This is a genomic window from Terrimonas pollutisoli, assembly GCF_029360765.1.
Taxonomy (GTDB): Bacteria; Bacteroidota; Bacteroidia; order Chitinophagales; family Chitinophagaceae; genus Terrimonas_B; species Terrimonas_B pollutisoli.
On record NZ_JARKNA010000031.1, the window covers coordinates 1 to 21100 of the forward strand.

Consider the following 21100-nt stretch of genomic DNA (forward strand, 5'->3'; position numbering starts at 1 on the left):
AGATGTACTGCAAAGAATAGCAGAGCATCCCATCAACAACGTGCACGAATTATTACCTCATCGCTGGAGCAAATTATAAAAAGCCCTGAACCCATATTAGCAATATGTAGTTGGCCGGAGGGTTACGTTATAAATTAAACAGCAGAATAAAATCAGACACAATAATAATTCAACGTTTCAATGAACAATGGATTTTGCACCCATCTGAAGATTTAGCAATTCTTCCTGTTGGACCAATTCAAGAAAGGTTTTTAAAAAAACACAAACAAGGTATTAATTATTCTTGGTTTGGGAAGGATATAATCCCTTCTCTTAAAGACTCTTTAAAAATTTCTTCAATTGAGAAAGTTTTTATGATAGGATATCCTAAAAGTTTATGGGATTCAACTAATAATTTACCAGTTATAAGACAGGGTTTAACAGCTACACCTTATTTCTCCGATTTTAATGGGAAGAAAAGATTTCTCATAGACATTCCAACGTTTCATGGATCAAGCGGATCACCAATAGTTCTTTATTCTTTTGATCCTTATTGGACAGATACAACAGCACTAATGAATGAATTTAGGACTATGTTATTAGGAATTGCTGTAGAATCCTATACGTATAATGAAGAAGGAAAGTTGGTTCCATATAATCAGATGAACACTCCTTTAGACTCTTTGGGTATAAAATATAAATCTCAAGTTAGCCTACCATTAAATATTGCTATCGTTATTAAAGCCGAAAGGCTTTATGACTTCATTCCATTAATAAACAGCTACCTTAAAAAACGAAAGAAAAACGAATGACATGACCTATTTAAATTTTAAATATTCCGCTGTTAACGAGTCAAATTTTTCAGGTGTAGTATTTAAATACCTTCTCATGTATTGCATTTGCGCATTCTGTCTAAATACTTGATTTTTCAACCTGTTTGTCCCCCACAATGTCCTCGAATAAATGAAAAAGCCCTGAAAGTCAAGTACTATCAAGGCTTTTAAAATTTACTTGTGCCCCGGAACGGAGTTGAACCGTTACGACCGTTGCGGGTCACAGGATTTTAAGTCCTGCGTGTCTACCAATTCCACCACCGGGGCAACTATGTAAGAACTTTTCATCTTGCTGAGTAGCATTACCGAACGTATCCCGATGGCTATCGGGACGACGCAACGATGATGCTAGCAGCAATACAGTCAGGCTCAAAAAAAATCCCTCCGCCAAAGGAGGAAGGACTTTCAGAGCGGAAGACCGGGCTCGAACCGGCCACCCCGACCTTGGCAAGGTCGTGCTCTACCAAATGAGCTACTTCCGCATTATTAAGTTTAAAAAGTTTCAGAAGTTCAAAAAGTTGAAAAAGTTAGCCACCTTTTAAACCTGTTGAACCTATTAAACATCTTAAACCGGTAAAGAACTAAGGGGGTGCAAAAATAGGTATATCAGCTTTTGCAAAAAAATTTTTTAGCTAAAATTATTTATACTTTGGCGTGTACAGGGTGCTTTCCTGGATCGGCACTTTTGGCTTCTCAAAGCGTTTGGTGCTGAGCATATAACAACCGCCTAAAATAAATGCTACCACGCAGGCTATTTGCAGGTAGAAAAGAAAAGCGGAGGAAGAAACCCAGTTATGTGTAAAATCCCTGTCCTGTACCTTTTGCAGTTCTTCCTGATATTCGTTTTGGATAGTCGCCATGCTGACAATAATTGTGGTGCAAAAATAGGGTTTCAAAATAAATAATTATCCTGTTTTACCCGCAATTTCAAAAAAGGTTTTTTTCTTCCTGATAAAGTATTGCCAGATTATACTTTTTGAAATATATCCATCCAGCTTCGAAGGGCTTATGGCTGCACTTGTTTTATTCTTAGCAGGAGAAAAACGCCATTTTATAAATGCACAATGCGCTTTCATCACGGCCCTGAAGTAGCCAGCATCACCTGATAACAATTCTTTGAACGCAGCGACCATGTCCAACAAAATGCGATAAGGAATAAGCCAGGTTTTTTTGGAAGGGGGAACATTTTTGGAAAGCATGATGAGGTTGTTGCGAAAGTTGAGAAAAGTCTTTTTTGAATTTCCTTTTGGCAGCGTCCCTCCACCTACATGATACACGACAGAAGAGGGGCAGGAATAAATCTTATATCCTGTCAATTGTATGCGCCAGCACAGATCAATCTCTTCCTGGTGAGCAAAGAAGAACTCATCAAAGCCATTCATCTGCCGGAAAACAGCGGCCCGGATAAATAAGCAGGCGCCGCTTGCCCAAAAAATGGGTGCTGACTGATCATACTGTCCCCGGTCTTCTTCGCATACATCAAAAACTCTCCCTTTTGTAAACGGGTATCCATATTTATCGATCCAACCGCCGGCAGCACCGGCATATTCAAATAGTTTTTTATTGTGGAAGGAGAGGATCTTTGGCTGGCAGGCGGCTATAGAAGCATTGCTTTCGAGAAGATCAACCATGGGTTCAATCCAGCCACTGGTTACTTCGACATCAGAGTTCAATAAAATAAAATAATCCGCAACGACCTGCTTCAGGGCTTCATTATAACCTTTGGCAAAACCAAAGTTTTCTGAAAGGTGGATAATGCGGATAAAAGGGTAGTTCTGCCGTAAAAATAAAATGGAGTCATCTGTTGAATTGTTGTCCGCTACAACCAGCTCATAATTTGCATAAGAGGACCCGCAAACAGAAGGTAAAAACTGTTCAAGAAAACTTCTGCCGTTCCAGTTGAGAATGACGATAGCACATTTCGGTAAAGGCTTCAATGCTTAGTGATAAATTTGTTCAAACGTACGAAAGAGTTGCCAACTTTAGTTGCCCGATAAAACAGCAACGCTTATTGAAAGTTGGCAACTGTATTCCTGATTCGATTTATCCTTACTAAATTGAGAACATGTTTCAGCAACTTTTAAATTGGCGGATAGGGCTGGCGATGATTGCCATACTGATTGTAACAGGTACTGTTTTTTACTCCCGTTATGTTTCTCATAAGATTGCCAAAGAAGAAAGAGGACGGGTAATAGCTTTTGGAGAATCGTTAAAAATAAAAGCGCTGAGTGAGGATCCCAATGTATTGCTTTTTACCAACCAGATTGCCGGAGATAATGTAGACATTCCGATCATTGAAACCGATGAGAACGATAATCCGTCTGGTCAATACGTTAACCTTGATTCTACGAAAGTGGCTCGCGATAGCAACTACCTGCGCAAAATGGTCAAGCATTTTGGAAGTATCAATCCCCCCGTGCTGGTTGAAATCACCAGGGAGCCGCTTACCTATACTAAATATTATTATGGTGAATCACAACTGCAGAACGAAGTGCGTTACTATCCGCTGGTTCAGCTGGTGATTGTTGGATTATTTATTATCGTGACATTACTAACGTTGCGCAGCAATTACCGTTCTGTACAAAACCAGGTATGGGCGGGGATGGCAAAGGAGACCGCACATCAATTAGGAACTCCTGTATCATCGCTGGAGGGCTGGGTAGAAGTGATGAAAGAGAAAACCGAAACACAGGGTATTGCGCAGGAACTGGGTAAGGATGTCACAAGACTGCGTCTCGTATCCGATCGTTTTGGGAAAATTGGCAGTAAGCCGCAGCTGGACGTGGTCAACATTGTAAAACAGGTAAGTGACATGGTAGATTATATCCGCAAGCGATCACCAGGAACTGTAAGTTTTGTAGTCAATACGCATGGCAAGTCATCCATCAATGCTACTGTTTCGGCGCCTTTGTTTGATTGGGTCATTGAAAATCTTTTAAAAAACGGCCTGGATGCAATGGAGGGAAAAGGATACATCAAGGTGGATATCAGGGATGAGAAAAAAGCAGTGATCATTGATGTGACGGATACAGGCAAGGGCATTGCCCGGCAAAATATTTCTAAGGTGTTCAAACCCGGCTTCACCACAAAAAAAAGAGGGTGGGGACTGGGCTTAAGTCTTTCCAAACGCATTGTAGAACAATATCACAAGGGCGAGATCTTTGTCAGGCAATCAGAGCCGGGAAAAGGAACGACATTCAGGATAGTGCTGAAGAAATAGTTTAGTAGTTCACAAGTTCACCAGGAATATTCTTCTTTCCAACTTATCTGTTATATTTGCAATCCCATAAAGTTGACCCGGTTTGATCATTAAACTTTCAAACTGGTGAACTTTAGAACCTAGTCTGCCCAGGTGTTGAAATTGGTAGACAAGCCACTTTGAGGTGGTGGTGTCCGAAAGGATGTGCTGGTTCGAATCCAGTCCTGGGCACAAAAAAGGATAGTTCGATAGATTCGGATTATCCTTTTTTGTTATACTATCATTTTTCCTGCAGTTGGCGACCGCGGTATTGTGTTGCGTCCTTCGTCATTTAAAATTAACTTTACCCAGCATCACAATAAAGACCGTTAAACACCATGAAACTATTTGAATTTAGCTTGCTTACCCAATGCGAACAACTGGACCTGCTTTACAAAGAAGGCACTTTTATTGGTAAACTCAGGGAGGAATCACAGTATAAAGTTTTATACCAGCTCAATAGTTTTTATGTAGAGATCATATATAAAAAATACCGGAGAGTTGTGAACAGGATACGTTGTTTTGAATCAACGAACCGGCTTGATGCTTACCTGCATCAAATGGATATTGAAGAACTCATCAATTGCTGTTAGAAGAAAAAAGATTTTACCAGGTGTGTTTACTTTATTTTATTTTTGACGCAACCCCCAATTCATGATAAGCAATTTTGACTTCATCAAACATTCCATATTATATGCTGACGATGATCCGGATGACCTGATGATCGTAAAAGACGCTTTTGAAAAATATGCTGAAAATATTGAGCTGTTAACGGCAAACGACGGTGTCGAAGCTATCCAGTATTTAAAATCGCTTTCCCCGATAGAACCTGCGCCCTGTTTGATCATTTTGGATATTAATATGCCGCGAATGAATGGCAAAGAAGCACTGAAAGAGCTGCGAAGTATGGATCGGTTTAAACATACTCCTGTTGTTCTTTTTACTACGTCCTCTCTTCCTGACGACAGGGAGTTTGCCTTAAAATACAATGCTGGTTTTATTACAAAGCCACTGGACTTCCGCCAGGTCAGTATTATTGCTGATGCATTTGTGGAGCACTGTACCGATGAGATCAAAAGAAAGATAATAAAGAAAATAATGTAACCTCAGCTTTTCGCGGAGGCCATTTTTTGAAACTTTCATTTCGTTTTTTTGGGACAGCAATCCGCTTCGCCAGCTTTATTTTTTCCCGGTGCAATCTTGTATCTCATGAACGAAGGAAAATGCTTTCCTGTAGAAGAACTTCCCCCTTTCACTTCAAATTCTCCGGGGCAGTTCGATTTTTCATAGCTTTAGTATGTAATTTCTATTTGTTGACAGGAAGAGGTTGAATTGGAATATAATTTGGTTTAGTGGGGATTAGTATTTTATTGAGACTTAAATCGATTACCCTATAATTTGGTTTGCTCAATTATTAAAAGATCATTTATGAGATTACTTCGACTATTATCCTTAATTTTTATTGTTGCTTTTACCGACTCGTTCGCCCAATCAAACAACGACTCAATTACGGTACCTGGCTCAACATTATTTAAAATCAATGGCGGCAGAAAATTCTGGATGGGCGCTAACTACCGCCGGGAATGGTTGACACCGATAAAAGTTCCGGTGATCAATCTTGCTACGGAGGCTGGAGGACTTACCCCGGTAAAACGCGGCGGTGGCAAACAAACCCGCTCACTTCGCCTGGAAAATGCCAATAAGAAGGAATATAATTTCAGATCGATTCAAAAATTTATTACCAGCAAAACATTGCCAGCCGATCTGCAAAGCGAGGCAGCAGAGGACCTGGTAGCGGATGGTATTTCGGCTTCGTATCCCTACGCTGCATTGTCAATGCAAACATTGGCTGAGGCGGCAGGTGTGCCTTATCTGAAAGTGAGGGTAGTATATATACCGGATGATCCCCAACTCGGTGAGCATCGAAAAGATTTCAAAAACCTGTTGGCATACCTGGAAGAGAAAAGACCGGACTCCGTAAAAAAAGACTATGACACCGAAGATGTGGTGAAGAAACTATGGGATGATAATGATAACTCTGCCGATCAGCATGCATTATTGAGAGCAAGAATACTGGACATGTTCGTCATGGATTTTGACAGGCATGAAGGACAATGGCTTTGGGGAGCGATTGATAAAGAAAAAGGCAAACAGTTTTATCCCATACCCAAAGACAGAGACCAGGCTTTTTATATTAACCAGGGAGTGTTACCGCATATTGTGCAGTGGCCCTGGCTGGTGCCGCAACTGGAAGGACTCAAAGCCAAAACAAAGAACATAAAACGCTTCAACTTTGCTGCCCGAAATCTCGACCGGTTTTTCCTGAATGGCTTAACGGAAAAAGATTGGCGGGATGCTGTAGATGCTTTTCTTCCAAAAATGACAGATGCCGTTATTGAAAAAGCGATCGCACAACAACCTCCTGAAATAAGAAATATTTCAGGTGACAAGATCATAGCTATTTTAAAAGAAAGACGAAAATACCTGGCAGCGGACGTGATGGAGTATTACAAATTCCTTGCAGAAATCGTTGACATTACCACCAGTGATAAAAAGGAACTGTTTGATATTTCACGCAATGAAGATGGATCGGTTTTGCTACAAGTTTATAAGATTAGTAAGGGCGGCGAAAGAGATATCAAAATGTTTGAAAGATTGTTTGATCCCGGTGACACAAAGGAGCTGAACTTATATGGATTTGGCGGCGATGATAAGTTTGTCATCAAAGGCTCCAATGATAAAATCAAGATCCGTATGATCGGCGGTGATGGCGAAGATGTATTTGAAAATACGGCTTCGTCGGGTAAAGGTGGAATTGTTTATGATAGTTTGCCAGGCAACAATAAGATCGTTGGTAATCTGAAAAATAAAATGGCAAAAGACAGTATGGCCAATTATTATAACCCGATCTATTATAAATACAACCAGGTAATACCGTTTTTGTCCGTGGGCTTCAACCGGGATGATGGAGTTTACCTGGGTGGTTGGCTCAAGGTCATACGTCATGGATTCAGGAAGACACCTTACAAAAACAGCCACACCATTACGCTGAATCATGCATTGCGGACAAAGGCTTTCAATTTTAAATATAATGCCGAGTTTATCGGAACGTTCGGCAGGCGGTCCGATCTGTTGTTTGAAACAGATATCCAGGCCCCCAACATCACCAACTTTTTTGGCTACGGCAATGAAACTGTTTATGATAAGTCAAAACCGGGTAAGTTCCGTTATTATTGGACGAGGTATAACCTGGGAGACATTTCCTTATTACTGCGCAAGAATTTTTCAGAGAAAGTTATTGTGACATTGGGGCCGACATTCCAGTTTTATAAAATGGATTCCACCGACAAGAACAACAGGAAGAGACGGATTGTGCAGGAGTTTGATGATGGTCTGGATAGAAGCACCGCCTTTACAAAGCAATCCTATGTTGGTGCTAAATTTTCATTGACGGCTGATACCCGTGATAACAAAGTGTTGCCCGAAAAAGGAATATTCTGGCAGACAAAGGTTCGCTATTTATCGGGATTGAATGAAACGAAGTATGATGTGACGCAAGTCAATTCTGATCTCAGTTTTTATATCAATCTCGTAAAAAATGCATTAGTATTAGTGGATAGAGTTGGTGGCGGTCACAATTTTGGAGATTTTGAATTTTACCAGGCGCAATACCTCGGCAGTGAAGATAATTTGCGTGGCTACAGAAAATACAGGTTTGCCGGTGAGTCGAAATTTTACAATAATGTTGAGCTGAGATGGCGGATAGCGAATTTCAAAACTTATCTCTTCCCCGGATCATTAGGCTTTCTCGGATTTTATGATACCGGCAGAGTGTGGGCTGACAATGATGATAGTAATAAATGGGTGAGTGGTTATGGTGCAGGTTTTTGGATATCACCGCTTCGTCGCATGGTGCTGACATTTACCTATGCTGCTTCCAAAGAAGATAAATTGCCTTTGATTGGCCTGGGTTGGAAATTTTGATCAGTCATCTTTTTAATAGAAAAGCAAAAGCCGAAAGTAGAAACTTCCGGCTTTTATATTTAGACCCTAATCAATGCTTGATTAATGTATGCTGATACTTTTTATCAGCATATTGTACCGAAATGTAATAGACGCCATCGGGCAGGTGTCTTACATCGAACTGTTTTGTTGTGTTAATCTTCTGTGTGATTAAAGCTGCACCGTTATTGTTGTATAAAATAACCGTTGCTTGTGTAATGCTGGCCGGTAGTTTTATGGTGAAATGATCCTGTACAGGGTTTGGATAAACGCTGATACTATTTTTTGATTGCGGGATGTTTACCACTACAATTTTTGAATACATGTACCGGCCATCGATGTCTACCTGTTTCCGTCAAGATCACTGAATTTTAAGTTGCTGGCTGTAACGGTTGGTGGTGCTGCGAATACGGATGCCTGCGTAAATAATAAGAGCACTAAAAAAGTAAAAATCTTTTTCATAAAGGTTTAAAGGTTTAATGTATAAGAGAGCATTTCGCCTTTGATTTGATCAAAGCGATAAAATGGTTTCGAAGGATGAAAAAAGAAGTGATTAAGCAGGGTACATAAAAAGATCAACACAATCCGGTCGCAGATACCAGCTATAACTAACTTTTTGGAGACACGAAACTATCTGTGCCGGACCAGTTGTCTATGGTTGAAATGTTTAAACCGGAAAATTCAATGTATTAGTTGTATAAATTTTTGCTTCAATCGTATGTGAGGAAATTCTTATAAAACAGATGTATGGTTACGCAACAAAAAAGCCGCATCGAATGACGCGGCTCCTGATTGAAGACAAATTTAAATTAATGTGGATCTTTTTCGCAGATAATCAGTTTGCCAAATTGTTCCGTAGGAACAAATCATGGGTAACATCTCAAATATAAAAGCACCAAGCGTTCCATAGGAACGCCTCGTGCCTTTCCATTAATCCTTTATCCCACGAGTCATCCGCCGCGGGCCCAGAACTCACAATTAAATTAATGATTCACCAGTTTCATAGCGCCATCGCTATAGCGTTGACCAATGTTGGGATATTTTGCTAGCAGGGTTTCTATTTCCTGCAGATCTTGCGATGTTAGTGTAATATCGACGGCTGCTGCATTCTCTTCCAGGTATTTTCTTTTTTTGGTGCCCGGTATGGGGATGATATCATCACCCTGGGCTAGTACCCACGCTATCGCCAACTGTGCAGGTGTAGCATTTTTCGATTCAGCCAGTTTTGCAAATTCATCCACCAACTTATTATTATTTTCCCAATGCTCCTTGTCAAAACGGGGTAAGGTTCTGCGAAAATCATCTTCCGCCAAATTTTCTTTTTCGGCTACAGTAGCGGTTACCAGTCCTCTTGCAAGAGGACTATATGGAATAAAACTAATGCCGAGTTCGCGGATCGTATTCAATACTTCACCTTCGGGGTCTCTTGTCAGCAATGAGTATTCACTTTGCAATGCAGCAATGGGATGAACCGCATGTGCTTTACGGATAGAAGCAGGTGAAGCCTCCGATAATCCCAGGTATTTTACTTTTCCTTCTTTCACAAGATCGGCCATTGCTCCAACCATTTCTTCTACGGGTACGTTGGGATCGATGCGATGGGCATAGTAAAGATCAATCGTTTCTATATTTAGTCTTTTCAGGCTCTTTTCTACTGCCTGTTTCAGGTAAGCAGGTGAACCATCAAAGTAGGTGGCAGAAGTGCCGGCAAAATTAGAAGTGCTTCCTTCTCTTTGGCGAAAACCAAACTTTGTTGCAATAAATACTTTATCCCGGTTGGGTGCCAGCACCTTTGAAATTAACTCTTCATTGTGGCCGAAGCCATACATATCAGCCGTATCCCAGAAGTTAATACCCAGTTCGAGTGCCCTGTTGAGCGTGGCCAGGGACTCCGCGTCATTCCGCGGGCCGTAGGCAAAACTCATACCCATGCAGCCAAGGCCAATGGCAGAAAGCTTTTCACCTGTGTTGGCCAGATTTCTATACTTCATAATTATCTGTTTTCAGTTGGTAATAAATACAGCTAATTATAACAGCTACGGTATAGAAATGTTTAGAAGCTGGTTATAGATTCACTGTCTTATTGGAAAGTGTAAGCGTATTCGATTTTACCGGTAAGCTCTTTTTGTTTATTAAACAGCGCTTCTTTGGTCTTCAGACCCTTTTCATTAAAGATATATCGCCAGATGATGTAGTCAGGCCGGTTGGATGATACCACATTCATTTTTTGAATGACTCTGTCAGACTCATCGTACTCAAAGAGCATGTCAGGCATCAATTTTTTTAATTTCTTGTCATAACGGACAACATCTGTCAACCGGTTTTTATCATCGTAATAATAATATATAGGATCAAAGGCAACATCCCGCCTGTACAAATGCTCATCAACCACGTTTCCTTTATCATCAACGGTAAAGCGATATTCCATGCTATCCGTACCATTGGTGATCCGCCAAAGTTTTTCAGGTTTGCCCGCGGCGTTATTGATATAGGAATGCTCAATGGTTTCAGAGAAATCTTTTAACGAATCAGAGGTGGTAGTTTTGACAGAGACAATATTACCTTTTCCATTATAAGAATATACGGTTGTGCTTTTTATATCTTTTGACGAGTCAACTATGCCGATAAGCTTCAGTTGGTCATCAAATTGGTACGACTGGCGGGTTACTTGCTGGCCGTTCCGGCTTGTAATTTTCAGAATCTTTCTGGATGGGTCAATTTCCTGCCATTCGTTGAAGTCCGTTGTTTTTACATTGCGGGCGTCATAGCCAGTGGCTGTTACGGTTTTTACCTTTTGATCCAGGTAAATTTTCATCCTGTCGCTGATGGCTCTCGCATCAGCAATATCATTGTAATAAAATTGGCCAAAAGAGGAAGTTGTCAGGAACAGGGCAATAAAAACCAGGATGTTTTTCATGTAGAGACTGATATTGATTCGGCTCAAAAATAGTTGAATTCTGCAGTAACGAAAAACAAACCAGTTCTTGTATTTTTAGTACTTATTTTTAGAAAAATTTTTACATGTCTCATAGCCCGGAACGAAAAGAAAAAAATTGTCTCAATTGCGGAACGATTGTACAGGGAAGATTCTGTCACATTTGCGGACAGGAAAACATAGAACCGAAGGAGACATTTTTCGGGATGGTCACGCATTTTTTTAATGATATCACCCATTTCGACGGGAAGTTTTTTACTACGCTGAAAGACTTATTATTTAAGCCAGGCTTCTTATCGGTTGAATACATGAAGGGCAGGAGGATGAGTTACCTGAACCCGGTGAGGATGTATGTATTTACGTCCGCTATTTTTTTCCTTATTTTTTTCAGCCTGATTAATCCGAAGGATGCATTCAAGGTTACAGAGGGTAACGAACCTCTCTCTGTTAATGCACGAGATTCCATCATTCAACGGGTGGAAAAAAAACTTAGACGGGATTCGGCGAATGTGAAATTAAAGAAGAAGCTTGAACTTTTAAAAGATACCAGCAAACCGCTGACCGCCCTGGATTTAGTTCCTTTGTCGGAAGATTTCACGATGATGAGCACTATTGGACGGGATTACAAGAGCAGGCACGAGTATGATTCTTTGCAAAAAGTGTTGCCCGCCGGCGAAAAAGACGGATGGTTAAAAGGATTATGGAATAAAAGGGCGATACGGGTGAACGAGAAATATAAAAAACAAGGATCTTTTTCCTTGTCCACCTGGTCGGATTCTTTATTGCATAAACTACCTTACTTACTGTTTATTTCTCTTCCGTTTTTTGCATTGATTTTGAAATTGCTTTATATCAGGCGGAGAAAAGAGTTTTATTATGCTGATCATGGCATATTCACGATCCACCATTATATATTTAGTTTTATCCTGTTGTTGTTTATCTTTTCCTGGGATAAAATGGATGATATGACTGGCTGGAGCATCTGGGGCATTTTTCAATTCATAACGATATTGTGTTGGCCTGTCTACTTATTTCTGGCTATGAAGCGATTTTACCACCAGGGAAGTGGCAAAACCTTTGTCAAGTTTGTTTTGTTGAATATTATGGGTTTTATCGTAGCTATGATTCTTCTGGTGTTCTTTTTACTTTTTTCTATTTTTCAACTTTAACGATAACTAATGAACGATACACTGAGTGGAGCTTTTCTTAAACTGGTTTCTATAATGGATGATCTCAGGGAAAAATGCCCCTGGGACAGAAAACAAACAATTCAAAGCCTCCGGCAATTGACCATTGAAGAGACTTATGAATTAGCTGACGCTATAACCAACGAGGACTGGAAGGGCTTAAAAGAAGAATTGGGTGACCTGCTGTTGCATATTTTGTTTTATGCAAAAATCGGCAATGAACAAAAAAAGTTCGATTTGGAGGAAGTGATTACGAGCATCAGTGAAAAATTGATATTCCGGCATCCGCATATATACGGTGATGCCGCCAATGGTGGAAAAGTGATTAAAGTTGCGGATGAAGAAGAAGTGAAAAGGAATTGGGAAAAGCTGAAATTGAAAGAGGGAAAAAAATCGATTCTGGGTGGTGTGCCGGCATCATTGCCAGCCACAGTAAAAGCGATGCGGTTGCAGGAAAAAGCGAAGCAGGTAGGTTTTGAATGGGAAAACAAAGACCAGGTTTGGGAAAAAGTGGAAGAGGAAATGAAAGAGCTGAAGGAGGTAATTGACACAGGACAACAGGCGAAAGTGGAAGAAGAGTTTGGGGATCTTATATTTTCTTTAATTAATTATGCACGGTTTTTGCAGGTGGATGCTGAAAATGCTCTTGAACTAACCAATAAAAAATTCATCCACCGCTTTACACAGATGGAGCAACAGGTTTTGAAGGAAGGAAAAGACATGACCAAAATGAGCCTTACAGAATTAGACGACATCTGGAACAGTGTAAAACAACATAGGGATACGTGAAGCCACTCTTTAAAAATAGTTTTGTCTGGAAATCCAGCTTGCTTCTCCTGGCAGCCATTCTTTTTGCACTTTCTTTCATATTTAATAAGCTATATACCAATCGTACGTCGGTAATACAGGAGGTCAAGAACGCTGAAAACTATCTTTACCGGCAACAAAAGAACTTTAATTCATTTCTTGCTGACACGGTACTGATCAGGAAATTGGTAGAAAACACGGAATCGGCCAATGAGTTTCAGGACGTCATTTCAAGGTCCTATGGTATATTTTTATACCGGATCAATACCACCAATACGCTGTCTTTAAGTTTTTGGAATGACCAGCTTATTCTGCCACCGTCACAGACATTTGGAGCAGGTGATATGGAAGAGTTTATGCACCTGGATAATGGCTATTACCTGGTGATCAAGCGAATTATTAATCTGCCGGCCTACCCGATTTTTGCGTATGCGATGATACCGGTGCGATCGGAGTTTTTCCTGGAGACGGAGTATCTGCCACAAAAATTTGTTTACAGCAATTCAGCTGATAACCGGGTTATCCTAAGTAAAGCAAAAACTGACTTTCCGGTAAAATCCTTAACAGGTAAAACATTATACTATCTCGATAAAAAAACAGCGGGTGCTGTACCCTACAATAACAAATTCACTATCATTTTACGGTTTAGCGGACTGCTGTTACTGTTACTGTTTACCCATTTGGTGGCGGAGTCATTGGCCAGGGATAAGAGATGGAAAGGCATTGCTTTTTTAGGAGTGTCTTTATTGGCTATCCGGATCATCATCTACATGTTTCCGGAGTTGTTAAATCTCCGCCAGTTTGAATTGTTTGATCCTTCCATCTACGGCTCAAATATTATTCAGAAATCGTTGGGTGATCTGTTGATGAATTCTACTTTTTTTTGTTGGCTGGTATTATTCACCTGGTACAAGGTGCAGCATGTAAAAAATATCGTGGAATGGCTGCCTTACCGTTGGCTAAGGGTGACGGCCGGTTTTTTTTGTCTATGCCTGCTAATTTATTCAACTTTTATTCTTTCTTCGGTTATCAGGAGTATTGTCGCCGATTCAAAAATATCTTTTGATGTTACCAACTTTTTCAGTCTTGACCGGTATACAGTCGTTGGTTTTATAGTGCTGGCCACGCTGTCTCTGTCTTACTACTATTTCACGCAATTATTGTTTAGGGTAATTTTCCCGTTATTCAGCAACAATATATGGTTGGTATATTTTGCTATCGGGTTTTCAGGTCTTATTTACCTGAGTTTAAAATCAGGAGATCCGGCAGTCTTATTTTATATTCCAGTATTGGCCTGGCTGCTACTTTATACGTGGTTAGTTAACAGGGACGGGGTGATCTTAAACCGTATCCGTATCAATATTGCCGGCATCCTGTTCTGGATATTTTTATTCTCCGTTTCCATTGCGGCCATCATGTTGGCGGAGAACCGGAAGGCCGAGTGGGAAAAAAGAAAGTTTTATGCTGAAAAATTAGCTGATCAAACGGATGCGTCCAGTGAACGCCTGATGAACATCGCCATGAAGTATTTGGATAATGATTTTCTGCAGGAAAATTTTTATCGTTTCATGGACAGTGCCAGCAATCACTATATCCGTGATAGCATCATGAGAAGTAATTATAGTGCGTATATCAATAAATATGAGACAAAGCTCTATGTTTACGACTCGCTCAAACGACCTTTGTATAACGAAGATTTCACCACTTTCGACGCATTAAACACGATTGTTACCGTTCAATCTCATCCTACCAAAACGCCTGATCTGTATTATTACGAAACGGCTTTTGATAAATACACCTATATCACTGAGAGGGTTGTTACGGATAGCAATTCAAACAAACTTGGCTACTTTTTCCTGATATCTAATCCTAAAAAATACAGGGGAGATGCACTGTTCCCTGAATTTTTTAAGCAATATAAAAAGAATGATCCTGAGAATTCGCCTATTTATTCCTATGCGGTGTATAGCCAGAAAAAACTAATTGCTCTTTCCAATAAGTATCCTTTTGCAACCCAATTGACCGAGAAGGATATTCCGAAGAACAAAGAGTTCGAACGAAAAGCAAATGGAGATTATGATGAAATGTGGTACCGTGCCAGCAATGAAAAAGTGGTAGTTATGGCCCGTAAAGGGGATACGATAATTGAAGCCATCACCTTGTTCTCCTACATATTCTGTTCATTCCTGTTTCTCGTTTTTATTGTACAGATACTGTCGCTGATTTTAAAAGCGGTGTATGATTGGGATGGATTCAAAAGCTTTTTTCATTTCAACATCCGGAACCAGGTGCACAGCACGATTATTTTTATTAGCATATTTTCTTTCATCATTATAGGAGTTGCAACTATTACATTCTTTAAAAACCGGTACAATCGCAATAACAGTGATAAACTGAGTCGTACAATGAATATAATGGTGAACGAAATGGAAAAGCGGATTGACAGCGAATATCCCTTTGATCCGTTTGTTAAAATGAATGATTCGGGCTCTGTTTACACCCTGCAGGAGTTGGTAAAAGATGTTTCTGTTATTCATGGTGTGGATGTAAACGTATATGACCTGAATGGCGACCTGCAGGTTTCATCGGAGGATAATGTTTATACAAGAGGAGTCTTAAGCAAAAAAATGGAGCCCGTTGCTTTTTACCGCCTGAACAGACAAAATCTGATCGAGTATGTGCAGGAAGAGCAGATTGCCAATCTTTCTTATTTAAGTATCTATGCACCTGTGAGGGATAAAGATGGAAGGGCCTACGCCTATTTAAGCATTCCCTATTTTACATCGCAGCCTGAGCTTGACCAGGAAATATCCAACTTTATCGTAACGGTGATCAATCTTAATGCTTTTATATTATTGATAGCGGGACTTATCGCCTTATTTATCACCAACCGGATCACCCGTTCGTTCTCCATTATAAGTGATAAGATGAAAGATGTGAACCTGGGAAGGATGAACGAAGAAATAGTATGGAACCGGAAGGATGAAATCGGTGATCTTGTCAAAGAATACAATAAAATGGTGGCCAAACTGGAAGAGAGTGCCGAAGCTCTTGCCAAAACAGAAAGAGAGGGGGCGTGGCGTGAAATGGCGAGACAGGTAGCGCATGAGATCAAAAATCCATTAACGCCCATGAAGCTGAGTATTCAGTACCTGCAAAAATCGATAGATAGCAATCATCCCAATGTGAAAGAGCTGTCAAGCAATGTTGCTAATACATTGGTGGAACAAATAGATCACCTGTCAAAAATCGCTGCCGACTTTTCACAGTTTGCGAATATCAGTAATACAAATATGGAGGAGTTTGATTTGCATGATGTGCTGCGTTCATTGCATGAGTTGTATCGCTCGGACGAAAACATTGAGTTTATCTGGAGACCTTTGCCTGAAAAGATCATCGTGAATGCTGATAAAACGCAGATGAACCGGTTGTTTACCAATCTTTTTGCCAATGCCGTGGAAGCGAGTGAAGAGGGAGATTGCAAGATCGAAGTCACGGAAGAACGATATGACGGGATGGTGAAAATAAATATCAAAGACCATGGTGAAGGAATACCCCAGGAGATGCAATCCCGTATATTCATTCCAAACTTCACCACGAAGTCATCCGGCACCGGCCTTGGATTAGCAATGTGTAAAGGAATAGTAGAGCAGGTAAAAGGAAAAATATGGTTTGATACAGAAAAGGGAAATGGCACTACCTTTCATGTGGAAGTGCCATTAACCAACTAAATGCTTTTTTGTTTTTTCCGGTTCTCCAGGTAAGTTTCAAATTGCTGCAGGGAAAAACTGCTCAGGTTTTGTTCTTTTGTCAGGCCACCCTTTTGTGCAGCCAGTACACCATACTTAACATCATTGAACCCTTCGAGATAATGGGCATCAGGATTGACAGAAAGCAGCACATTTTTTTCGATTGCATATTCTATCCAATGCCAATCAAGATCGAGACGACGGGGATGGGCATTTATTTCAACCGCGATATTGTTAGCGGCACAAACGTCAATTATTTTTTTGTGATCGATTGGATAGCCTTTACGGCTCAGTAATAATCGTCCCGTTAAATGCCCCAGAATAGTTACATAAGGATTGGAAAGAGCCGTCAGTAAACGGGTCATCGCTTTTTCTTCAGACATTTTCAGATTGCTGTGAACGGAGGCGATGATAAGATCAAAGCTTGCTAAAATATCGTTGCTGTAATCAAGTGTTCCGTCATTCAGAATATCACACTCGATACTCTTGAATATTTTGAATGGAGCCAGTTTCTTATTTAATTCATCGATATACCGGTGCTGTTCCCTGATTCTTTCTTCCGACAGGCCATTGGCGTAAGCCGCCGTTTTGGAGTGATCTGAAATAACCAGGTATTCTAAATTTTTTTTTATACACTCATTGGCCATTTCTTCAATCGTATTAGCGCCGTCGCTCCAGTTGCTATGGCTATGGATAATTGACTTTACGTCTGTAGGCTGTATGAGTGCGGGTAGTTGTTTCTTTTTTGCTTTGTCGATGATGCCGGCGGTTTCCCGTTGACAGGGTGGTATATATTGAACACCTGCCTGTGCAAAAATATCTTCATCTCCATCTCCTGTCACTACACCGGAAATGCCAGGAAACTCCTTGTGAAAAGCTGCTAAGAAGTCCGGAGAGCCGGTTGTATTAAATAAATGTTCCGCCCTATTCTTTACCCCTGTATATAATTTTAGTTTTAAGCCATTTTTTAATTTATATAAGAGACTGCCGGACGTTTCTTCTAACAACTCTGGTGGCTGTGCGGTTTGAAATTTTGGTTTTATCGTGTCATTGTTTTCCAAAACGATATACTCGAGTTCATCAATTGTTAATTCTTGTCTTCGAAATGCGCCGGTTGCACAAACTTTTTCGGGAGTGAATATTTTTTTCAGGTAGCCATCTATCTGCGGAAATAATTCATCAACCTGGGCATATAAAAAGCTTCCCTGGTTTTGCAGGTAATATTCAATTGACTCCTGGACGTTTTGCTGTGTCTTCTCTCCAAAACCTTTGAAGAGCGTTAGCCTGTTTTCATTACAGGCATATAATAATTCACCGACCGATTCAATTCCCATCTCTTTCCAGATCGTATGAATTTTTTTTGGGCCGATGCCTTTTATGTTTAGCATTTCAACGACACCAACAGGGGTAGCAGCGATATATTCATTGAGGATAGTCAGGTGCCCATGGTCAAGCATTTCAATTACTTTCTCTCCAACGCTTTTTCCGATGCCCTGGATACTAAATAAATTTTCACGGGGAATATCTTTTAATTGAAGCGGAAGCTTATCAATATTAAAAGCTGCAATGGAGTAGGTTTTTGTTTTGAATGAGTTCTCTCCGTGGATGTCCATTAGTTTGGAGAGAAGAGAAAAATTGTCGGCTATGGCAGAGTTATCCATTGGCGCAAGTTAATATAATGCAGGAAATTTTATTTTGGTGGCTGAGGGAATAGTATAAAAGAAAAAGTCCCGATTAACTCGGGACTCTTATAAACTTCTAAGAAATTAAACTTATTTCTTTTTAGCTGCTTTTTTCTTTGGAGCTGCTTTTTTAGCTGCTTTTTTCTTTGGAGCTGCTTTCTTTGCTGCTTTCTTTGGAGCTGCTTTTTTAGCTGCTTTTTTCTTTGTTGCCATTTTTTAGAATTTAATGTTTAGTGAAATATGGGTTATCGTAAGTAAAAATAATAATTATTTTATACTACCCAAATTTTTTTTCCACAAAATGACAATCGAAGAAGTTATGCTTCAGCTGCAGTTACAGAAACATATGTTCTGTCGTTGCGACCTTTTCTGAATTCAACTACACCATCACTCAATGCAAACAATGTAAAGTCTTTTCCAACACCAACATTTTTTCCAGGATGATAAACAGTACCACGTTGACGAAGGATGATGTTACCTGCAACAGCGGGTTGACCACCAAAAATTTTTACACCAAGGCGTTTGCTTTGTGAGTCGCGGCCGTTCTTTACACTACCTTCACCTTTCTTATGTGCCATGTTTTTAAGTTTATTAGTTTACAAGTTTATTGGTTTACAAGTTGAGGACCTTATTAACCTTTCAACTTTTCAACCTTTTACTTTTATTAAGCGATGCTTGTTACTTTGATTTTTGTATAAGCAGTACGATGACCTTTCTTTTTGTGAAAACCTTTTCTTCTTTTTTGTTTGTAAGCGATCACAGTATCACCCTTTACATGATCAAGGATTTCTGCAGATACTTTTGTTTTTAAAGCAGAACCAACTGAAAGCTTTCCATCAGCTTCCGCTAATATTACTTCCAGGTTTACTTTATCTCCGGCGTTTCCTGCTACATGCGGAACGAACAAAGTCTGATCTTTTTCTACTTTAAATTGCTGACCGGCCACTTTTATTACTGCTATCATAATCTGAAATTAGGGTGGCAAAGGTAAGGGGAAAGTTTCAACCAGCAAACGGAAATGTCAAAGTTTTAATGACCAAAATCACGGGCCTTTTGAATTGCCTTCCTTTATCTTTGTGAATTGCCGATTCAGTTACCCAAAATTAAGACATATGCCCGTTTCATCAGGCGGGCAAAACCGATATACACAGATGAAAATCAAGTCTTTCTTAGCTAAGCCGTTTGCTTCCTATATATATAAAGGTATCCGTAAAGGCATGGCTACCGCTGTTGCTGACCAGGAAAATATTCTTAAAGATCTTATTAAAATAGGGCGAAATACTGAGTTTGGAAAACAGGCGGGGTTGGACAAGGTGAACTCCTACGAAGAATTTAAGCAGGCGGTTTCCATCCGGGACTACGAACAATTCCGCTCGTTCATCGACCTGGTAAAAGAAGGCAAGCATAATGTACTTTGGAAAGGCAGGCCCATCTATTTTGCCAAAACCTCTGGTACTACCAGTGGTACGAAGTATATTCCCATCACCAAAGATTCTATTCCCAATCATATTAATACTGCCCGCAATGCGCTGCTTTGCTACATGGCAGAAACAGGAAACTCAAGGTTTGCAAATGGTAAAATGATCTTCCTGTCAGGATCACCGGTGTTAGAAAGAGTAGGCGGTATTCCGACCGGCCGGTTGAGTGGAATCGTCAATCATCATGTGCCAGGTTATCTGCGCACCAATCAGTTGCCTTCATATGAAACCAATTGTATTGAAGACTGGGAAACCAAGCTGAATAAGATCGTGGATGAAACAATCAATAAGGATATGACCCTGATCAGCGGGATACCACCGTGGATGCAGATGTATTTTGATGAACTAATGAAGAGAAGCGGCAAAAGGATAGCAGAGCTGTTCCCCAATTTCAGCCTGATGGTGCAGGGTGGTGTAAACTTTGAACCCTACAAAGCCAGGTTGTTTGAAAGTATCGGTAAGAAGATTGATACGATTGAGCTGTTTCCGGCCAGCGAAGGATTTTTTGCTTTCCAGGATTCTCAAAATGCAGAAGGTCTTTTGTTAAATACTGATAGCGGAATTTTCTTTGAGTTCATCCCTGCTGCCGAAATAAACAATACCAATCCTTCCCGCCTTTCTTTAGCTGATGTAAAAGTCGGTGAGAACTACGCACTCATCATTAATAGCAATGCAGGGCTTTGGGGATATAACTTAGGAGATACAGTAAAATTTGTATCTACGAATCCCTACAGGCTTGTTGTGACTGGCAGAACAAAGCATTTTATTTCCGCATTTGGTGAGCATGTAATAGGAGAGGAAGTGGAACAAAGCCTCTTAAAAGCTGCTGAGGAGGAGCATGTTCAAATAACAGAGTTCACAGTTGCTCCTTTTGTGAGTGAAGGAGAAGGCAAATCTTATCATGAATGGTTTATCGAGTTTGAAAATAAACCAGCCAATATGCAAGCCTTTGCAAAAAAGCTGGATGAAAATTTGCGTCAGAAAAATGTTTATTATGATGATCTTATTGCCGGCAATATTTTACGACCGTTGAAGTTGACTGCGATAAGAAAAAATGGCTTCATTGATTATATGAAGTCGGTGGGTAAATTGGGTGGACAAAATAAAGTGCCCCGTTTGAGTAACGATCGAAAGATTGCCGATGAATTAATTAAATGGATGGATAATTAATGACTTCTGATAGCTGCCGGGAATTAAATTAGAGATTGTA

The 21100-nt window shown here is 40.1% G+C and carries 18 protein-coding genes and 3 tRNA genes; 10 read left to right on the forward strand and 11 right to left on the reverse strand.

Annotated elements, in window-relative coordinates; translation table 11 throughout:
• Positions 1–110: 110 nt before the first annotated feature.
• Complete coding sequence (locus P2W73_RS25430) at positions 111–791, forward strand: S1 family serine peptidase (protein ID WP_276504924.1); 681 nt, start codon at positions 111–113, stop codon at positions 789–791.
• A gap of 202 nt (positions 792–993) precedes the next feature.
• Here the strand turns inward: P2W73_RS25430 and P2W73_RS25435 are convergent.
• The 4 genes from P2W73_RS25435 to P2W73_RS25450 all read right to left on the reverse strand — a co-directional run bounded on the left by P2W73_RS25435 (position 994) and on the right by P2W73_RS25450 (position 2749).
• Positions 994–1079 (reverse strand) — tRNA-Leu (locus P2W73_RS25435).
• A gap of 142 nt (positions 1080–1221) precedes the next feature.
• Positions 1222–1294 (reverse strand) — tRNA-Gly (locus tag P2W73_RS25440).
• Between the two features lie 156 nt (positions 1295–1450).
• Positions 1451–1708 carry a hypothetical protein gene (locus P2W73_RS25445; RefSeq protein WP_276504925.1) on the reverse strand — a complete coding sequence of 86 codons (258 nt, stop codon included), beginning with the start codon at positions 1706–1708 and terminating at the stop codon, positions 1451–1453.
• Between the two features lie 9 nt (positions 1709–1717).
• A complete protein-coding gene (locus tag P2W73_RS25450; RefSeq protein ID WP_276504926.1) occupies positions 1718–2749 on the reverse strand; it encodes a glycosyltransferase family 2 protein in 1032 nt (343 codons plus the stop codon).
• A gap of 128 nt (positions 2750–2877) precedes the next feature.
• On the opposite strand from P2W73_RS25450, the gene P2W73_RS25455 reads away from it, so the two are divergent.
• The 5 genes from P2W73_RS25455 (at position 2878) to P2W73_RS25475 (ending at position 8034) form a co-directional block, all read left to right on the forward strand.
• The gene (locus tag P2W73_RS25455; protein ID WP_276504927.1) at positions 2878–4032 is read left to right on the forward strand and encodes a sensor histidine kinase; all 1155 of its coding nucleotides are present in this window, start codon (positions 2878–2880) and stop codon (positions 4030–4032) included.
• A 126-nt stretch (positions 4033–4158) separates the two neighbouring features.
• Positions 4159–4242: transfer RNA gene (locus P2W73_RS25460), tRNA-Leu, on the forward strand.
• A gap of 146 nt (positions 4243–4388) precedes the next feature.
• Positions 4389–4643 carry a hypothetical protein gene (locus P2W73_RS25465; protein WP_276504928.1) on the forward strand — a complete coding sequence of 85 codons (255 nt, stop codon included), beginning with the start codon at positions 4389–4391 and terminating at the stop codon, positions 4641–4643.
• Between the two features lie 61 nt (positions 4644–4704).
• Positions 4705–5154 (forward strand): response regulator, encoded by a 450-nt coding sequence (locus tag P2W73_RS25470; protein ID WP_276504929.1) that lies wholly within the window; start codon positions 4705–4707, stop codon positions 5152–5154.
• Positions 5155–5478: 324 nt separating this feature from the next.
• On the forward strand, positions 5479–8034 hold the full coding sequence (locus tag P2W73_RS25475) for a BamA/TamA family outer membrane protein (RefSeq protein ID WP_276504930.1): 2556 nt from the start codon (positions 5479–5481) through the stop codon (positions 8032–8034).
• Between the two features lie 70 nt (positions 8035–8104).
• On the opposite strand, the gene P2W73_RS25480 is transcribed toward P2W73_RS25475, so the two are convergent.
• From P2W73_RS25480 to P2W73_RS25490, 3 genes are all read right to left on the reverse strand, one after another.
• Positions 8105–8377, reverse strand: a complete 273-nt coding sequence (locus P2W73_RS25480; protein ID WP_276504931.1) for a T9SS type A sorting domain-containing protein — start codon at positions 8375–8377, stop codon at positions 8105–8107.
• 658 nt (positions 8378–9035) lie between these two features.
• Positions 9036–10043: an aldo/keto reductase gene (locus P2W73_RS25485; protein ID WP_276504932.1), complete on the reverse strand. Its 1008-nt coding sequence runs from the start codon at positions 10041–10043 to the stop codon at positions 9036–9038.
• Between the two features lie 89 nt (positions 10044–10132).
• Positions 10133–10969, reverse strand: a complete 837-nt coding sequence (locus P2W73_RS25490) for a hypothetical protein (RefSeq protein ID WP_276504933.1) — start codon at positions 10967–10969, stop codon at positions 10133–10135.
• A 104-nt stretch (positions 10970–11073) separates the two neighbouring features.
• On the opposite strand from P2W73_RS25490, the gene P2W73_RS25495 reads away from it, so the two are divergent.
• From P2W73_RS25495 to P2W73_RS25505, 3 genes are read left to right on the forward strand one after another with little or no spacing between them, the layout of a single operon-like run.
• Positions 11074–12156, forward strand: a complete 1083-nt coding sequence (locus P2W73_RS25495) for a DUF3667 domain-containing protein (protein WP_276504934.1) — start codon at positions 11074–11076, stop codon at positions 12154–12156.
• Positions 12157–12165: 9 nt separating this feature from the next.
• Positions 12166–12963 (forward strand): nucleoside triphosphate pyrophosphohydrolase, encoded by a 798-nt coding sequence (gene mazG / locus P2W73_RS25500; protein ID WP_276504935.1) that lies wholly within the window; start codon positions 12166–12168, stop codon positions 12961–12963.
• Positions 12960–16712 carry a sensor histidine kinase gene (locus P2W73_RS25505; RefSeq protein WP_276504936.1) on the forward strand — a complete coding sequence of 1251 codons (3753 nt, stop codon included), beginning with the start codon at positions 12960–12962 and terminating at the stop codon, positions 16710–16712. Before mazG ends, P2W73_RS25505 begins: the two co-directional genes overlap by 4 nt.
• On the opposite strand, the gene P2W73_RS25510 is transcribed toward P2W73_RS25505, so the two are convergent.
• The 4 genes from P2W73_RS25510 to rplU form a co-directional block, all read right to left on the reverse strand.
• Positions 16709–18391, reverse strand: a complete 1683-nt coding sequence (locus P2W73_RS25510) for a DNA polymerase/3'-5' exonuclease PolX (RefSeq protein ID WP_276504937.1) — start codon at positions 18389–18391, stop codon at positions 16709–16711. The two genes, P2W73_RS25505 and P2W73_RS25510, sit on opposite strands and share 4 nt — an antisense overlap.
• A gap of 111 nt (positions 18392–18502) precedes the next feature.
• A complete protein-coding gene (locus tag P2W73_RS25515; RefSeq protein ID WP_276504938.1) occupies positions 18503–18625 on the reverse strand; it encodes a hypothetical protein in 123 nt (40 codons plus the stop codon).
• A gap of 104 nt (positions 18626–18729) precedes the next feature.
• Positions 18730–18990 carry a 50S ribosomal protein L27 gene (gene rpmA, locus P2W73_RS25520; RefSeq protein WP_276504939.1) on the reverse strand — a complete coding sequence of 87 codons (261 nt, stop codon included), beginning with the start codon at positions 18988–18990 and terminating at the stop codon, positions 18730–18732.
• Positions 18991–19076: 86 nt separating this feature from the next.
• A complete protein-coding gene (rplU, locus tag P2W73_RS25525; protein WP_276504940.1) occupies positions 19077–19376 on the reverse strand; it encodes a 50S ribosomal protein L21 in 300 nt (99 codons plus the stop codon).
• Between the two features lie 187 nt (positions 19377–19563).
• On the opposite strand from rplU, the gene P2W73_RS25530 reads away from it, so the two are divergent.
• Positions 19564–21060 (forward strand): GH3 auxin-responsive promoter family protein, encoded by a 1497-nt coding sequence (locus P2W73_RS25530; protein ID WP_500691740.1) that lies wholly within the window; start codon positions 19564–19566, stop codon positions 21058–21060.
• The last annotated feature ends 40 nt before the right edge of the window (positions 21061–21100 follow it).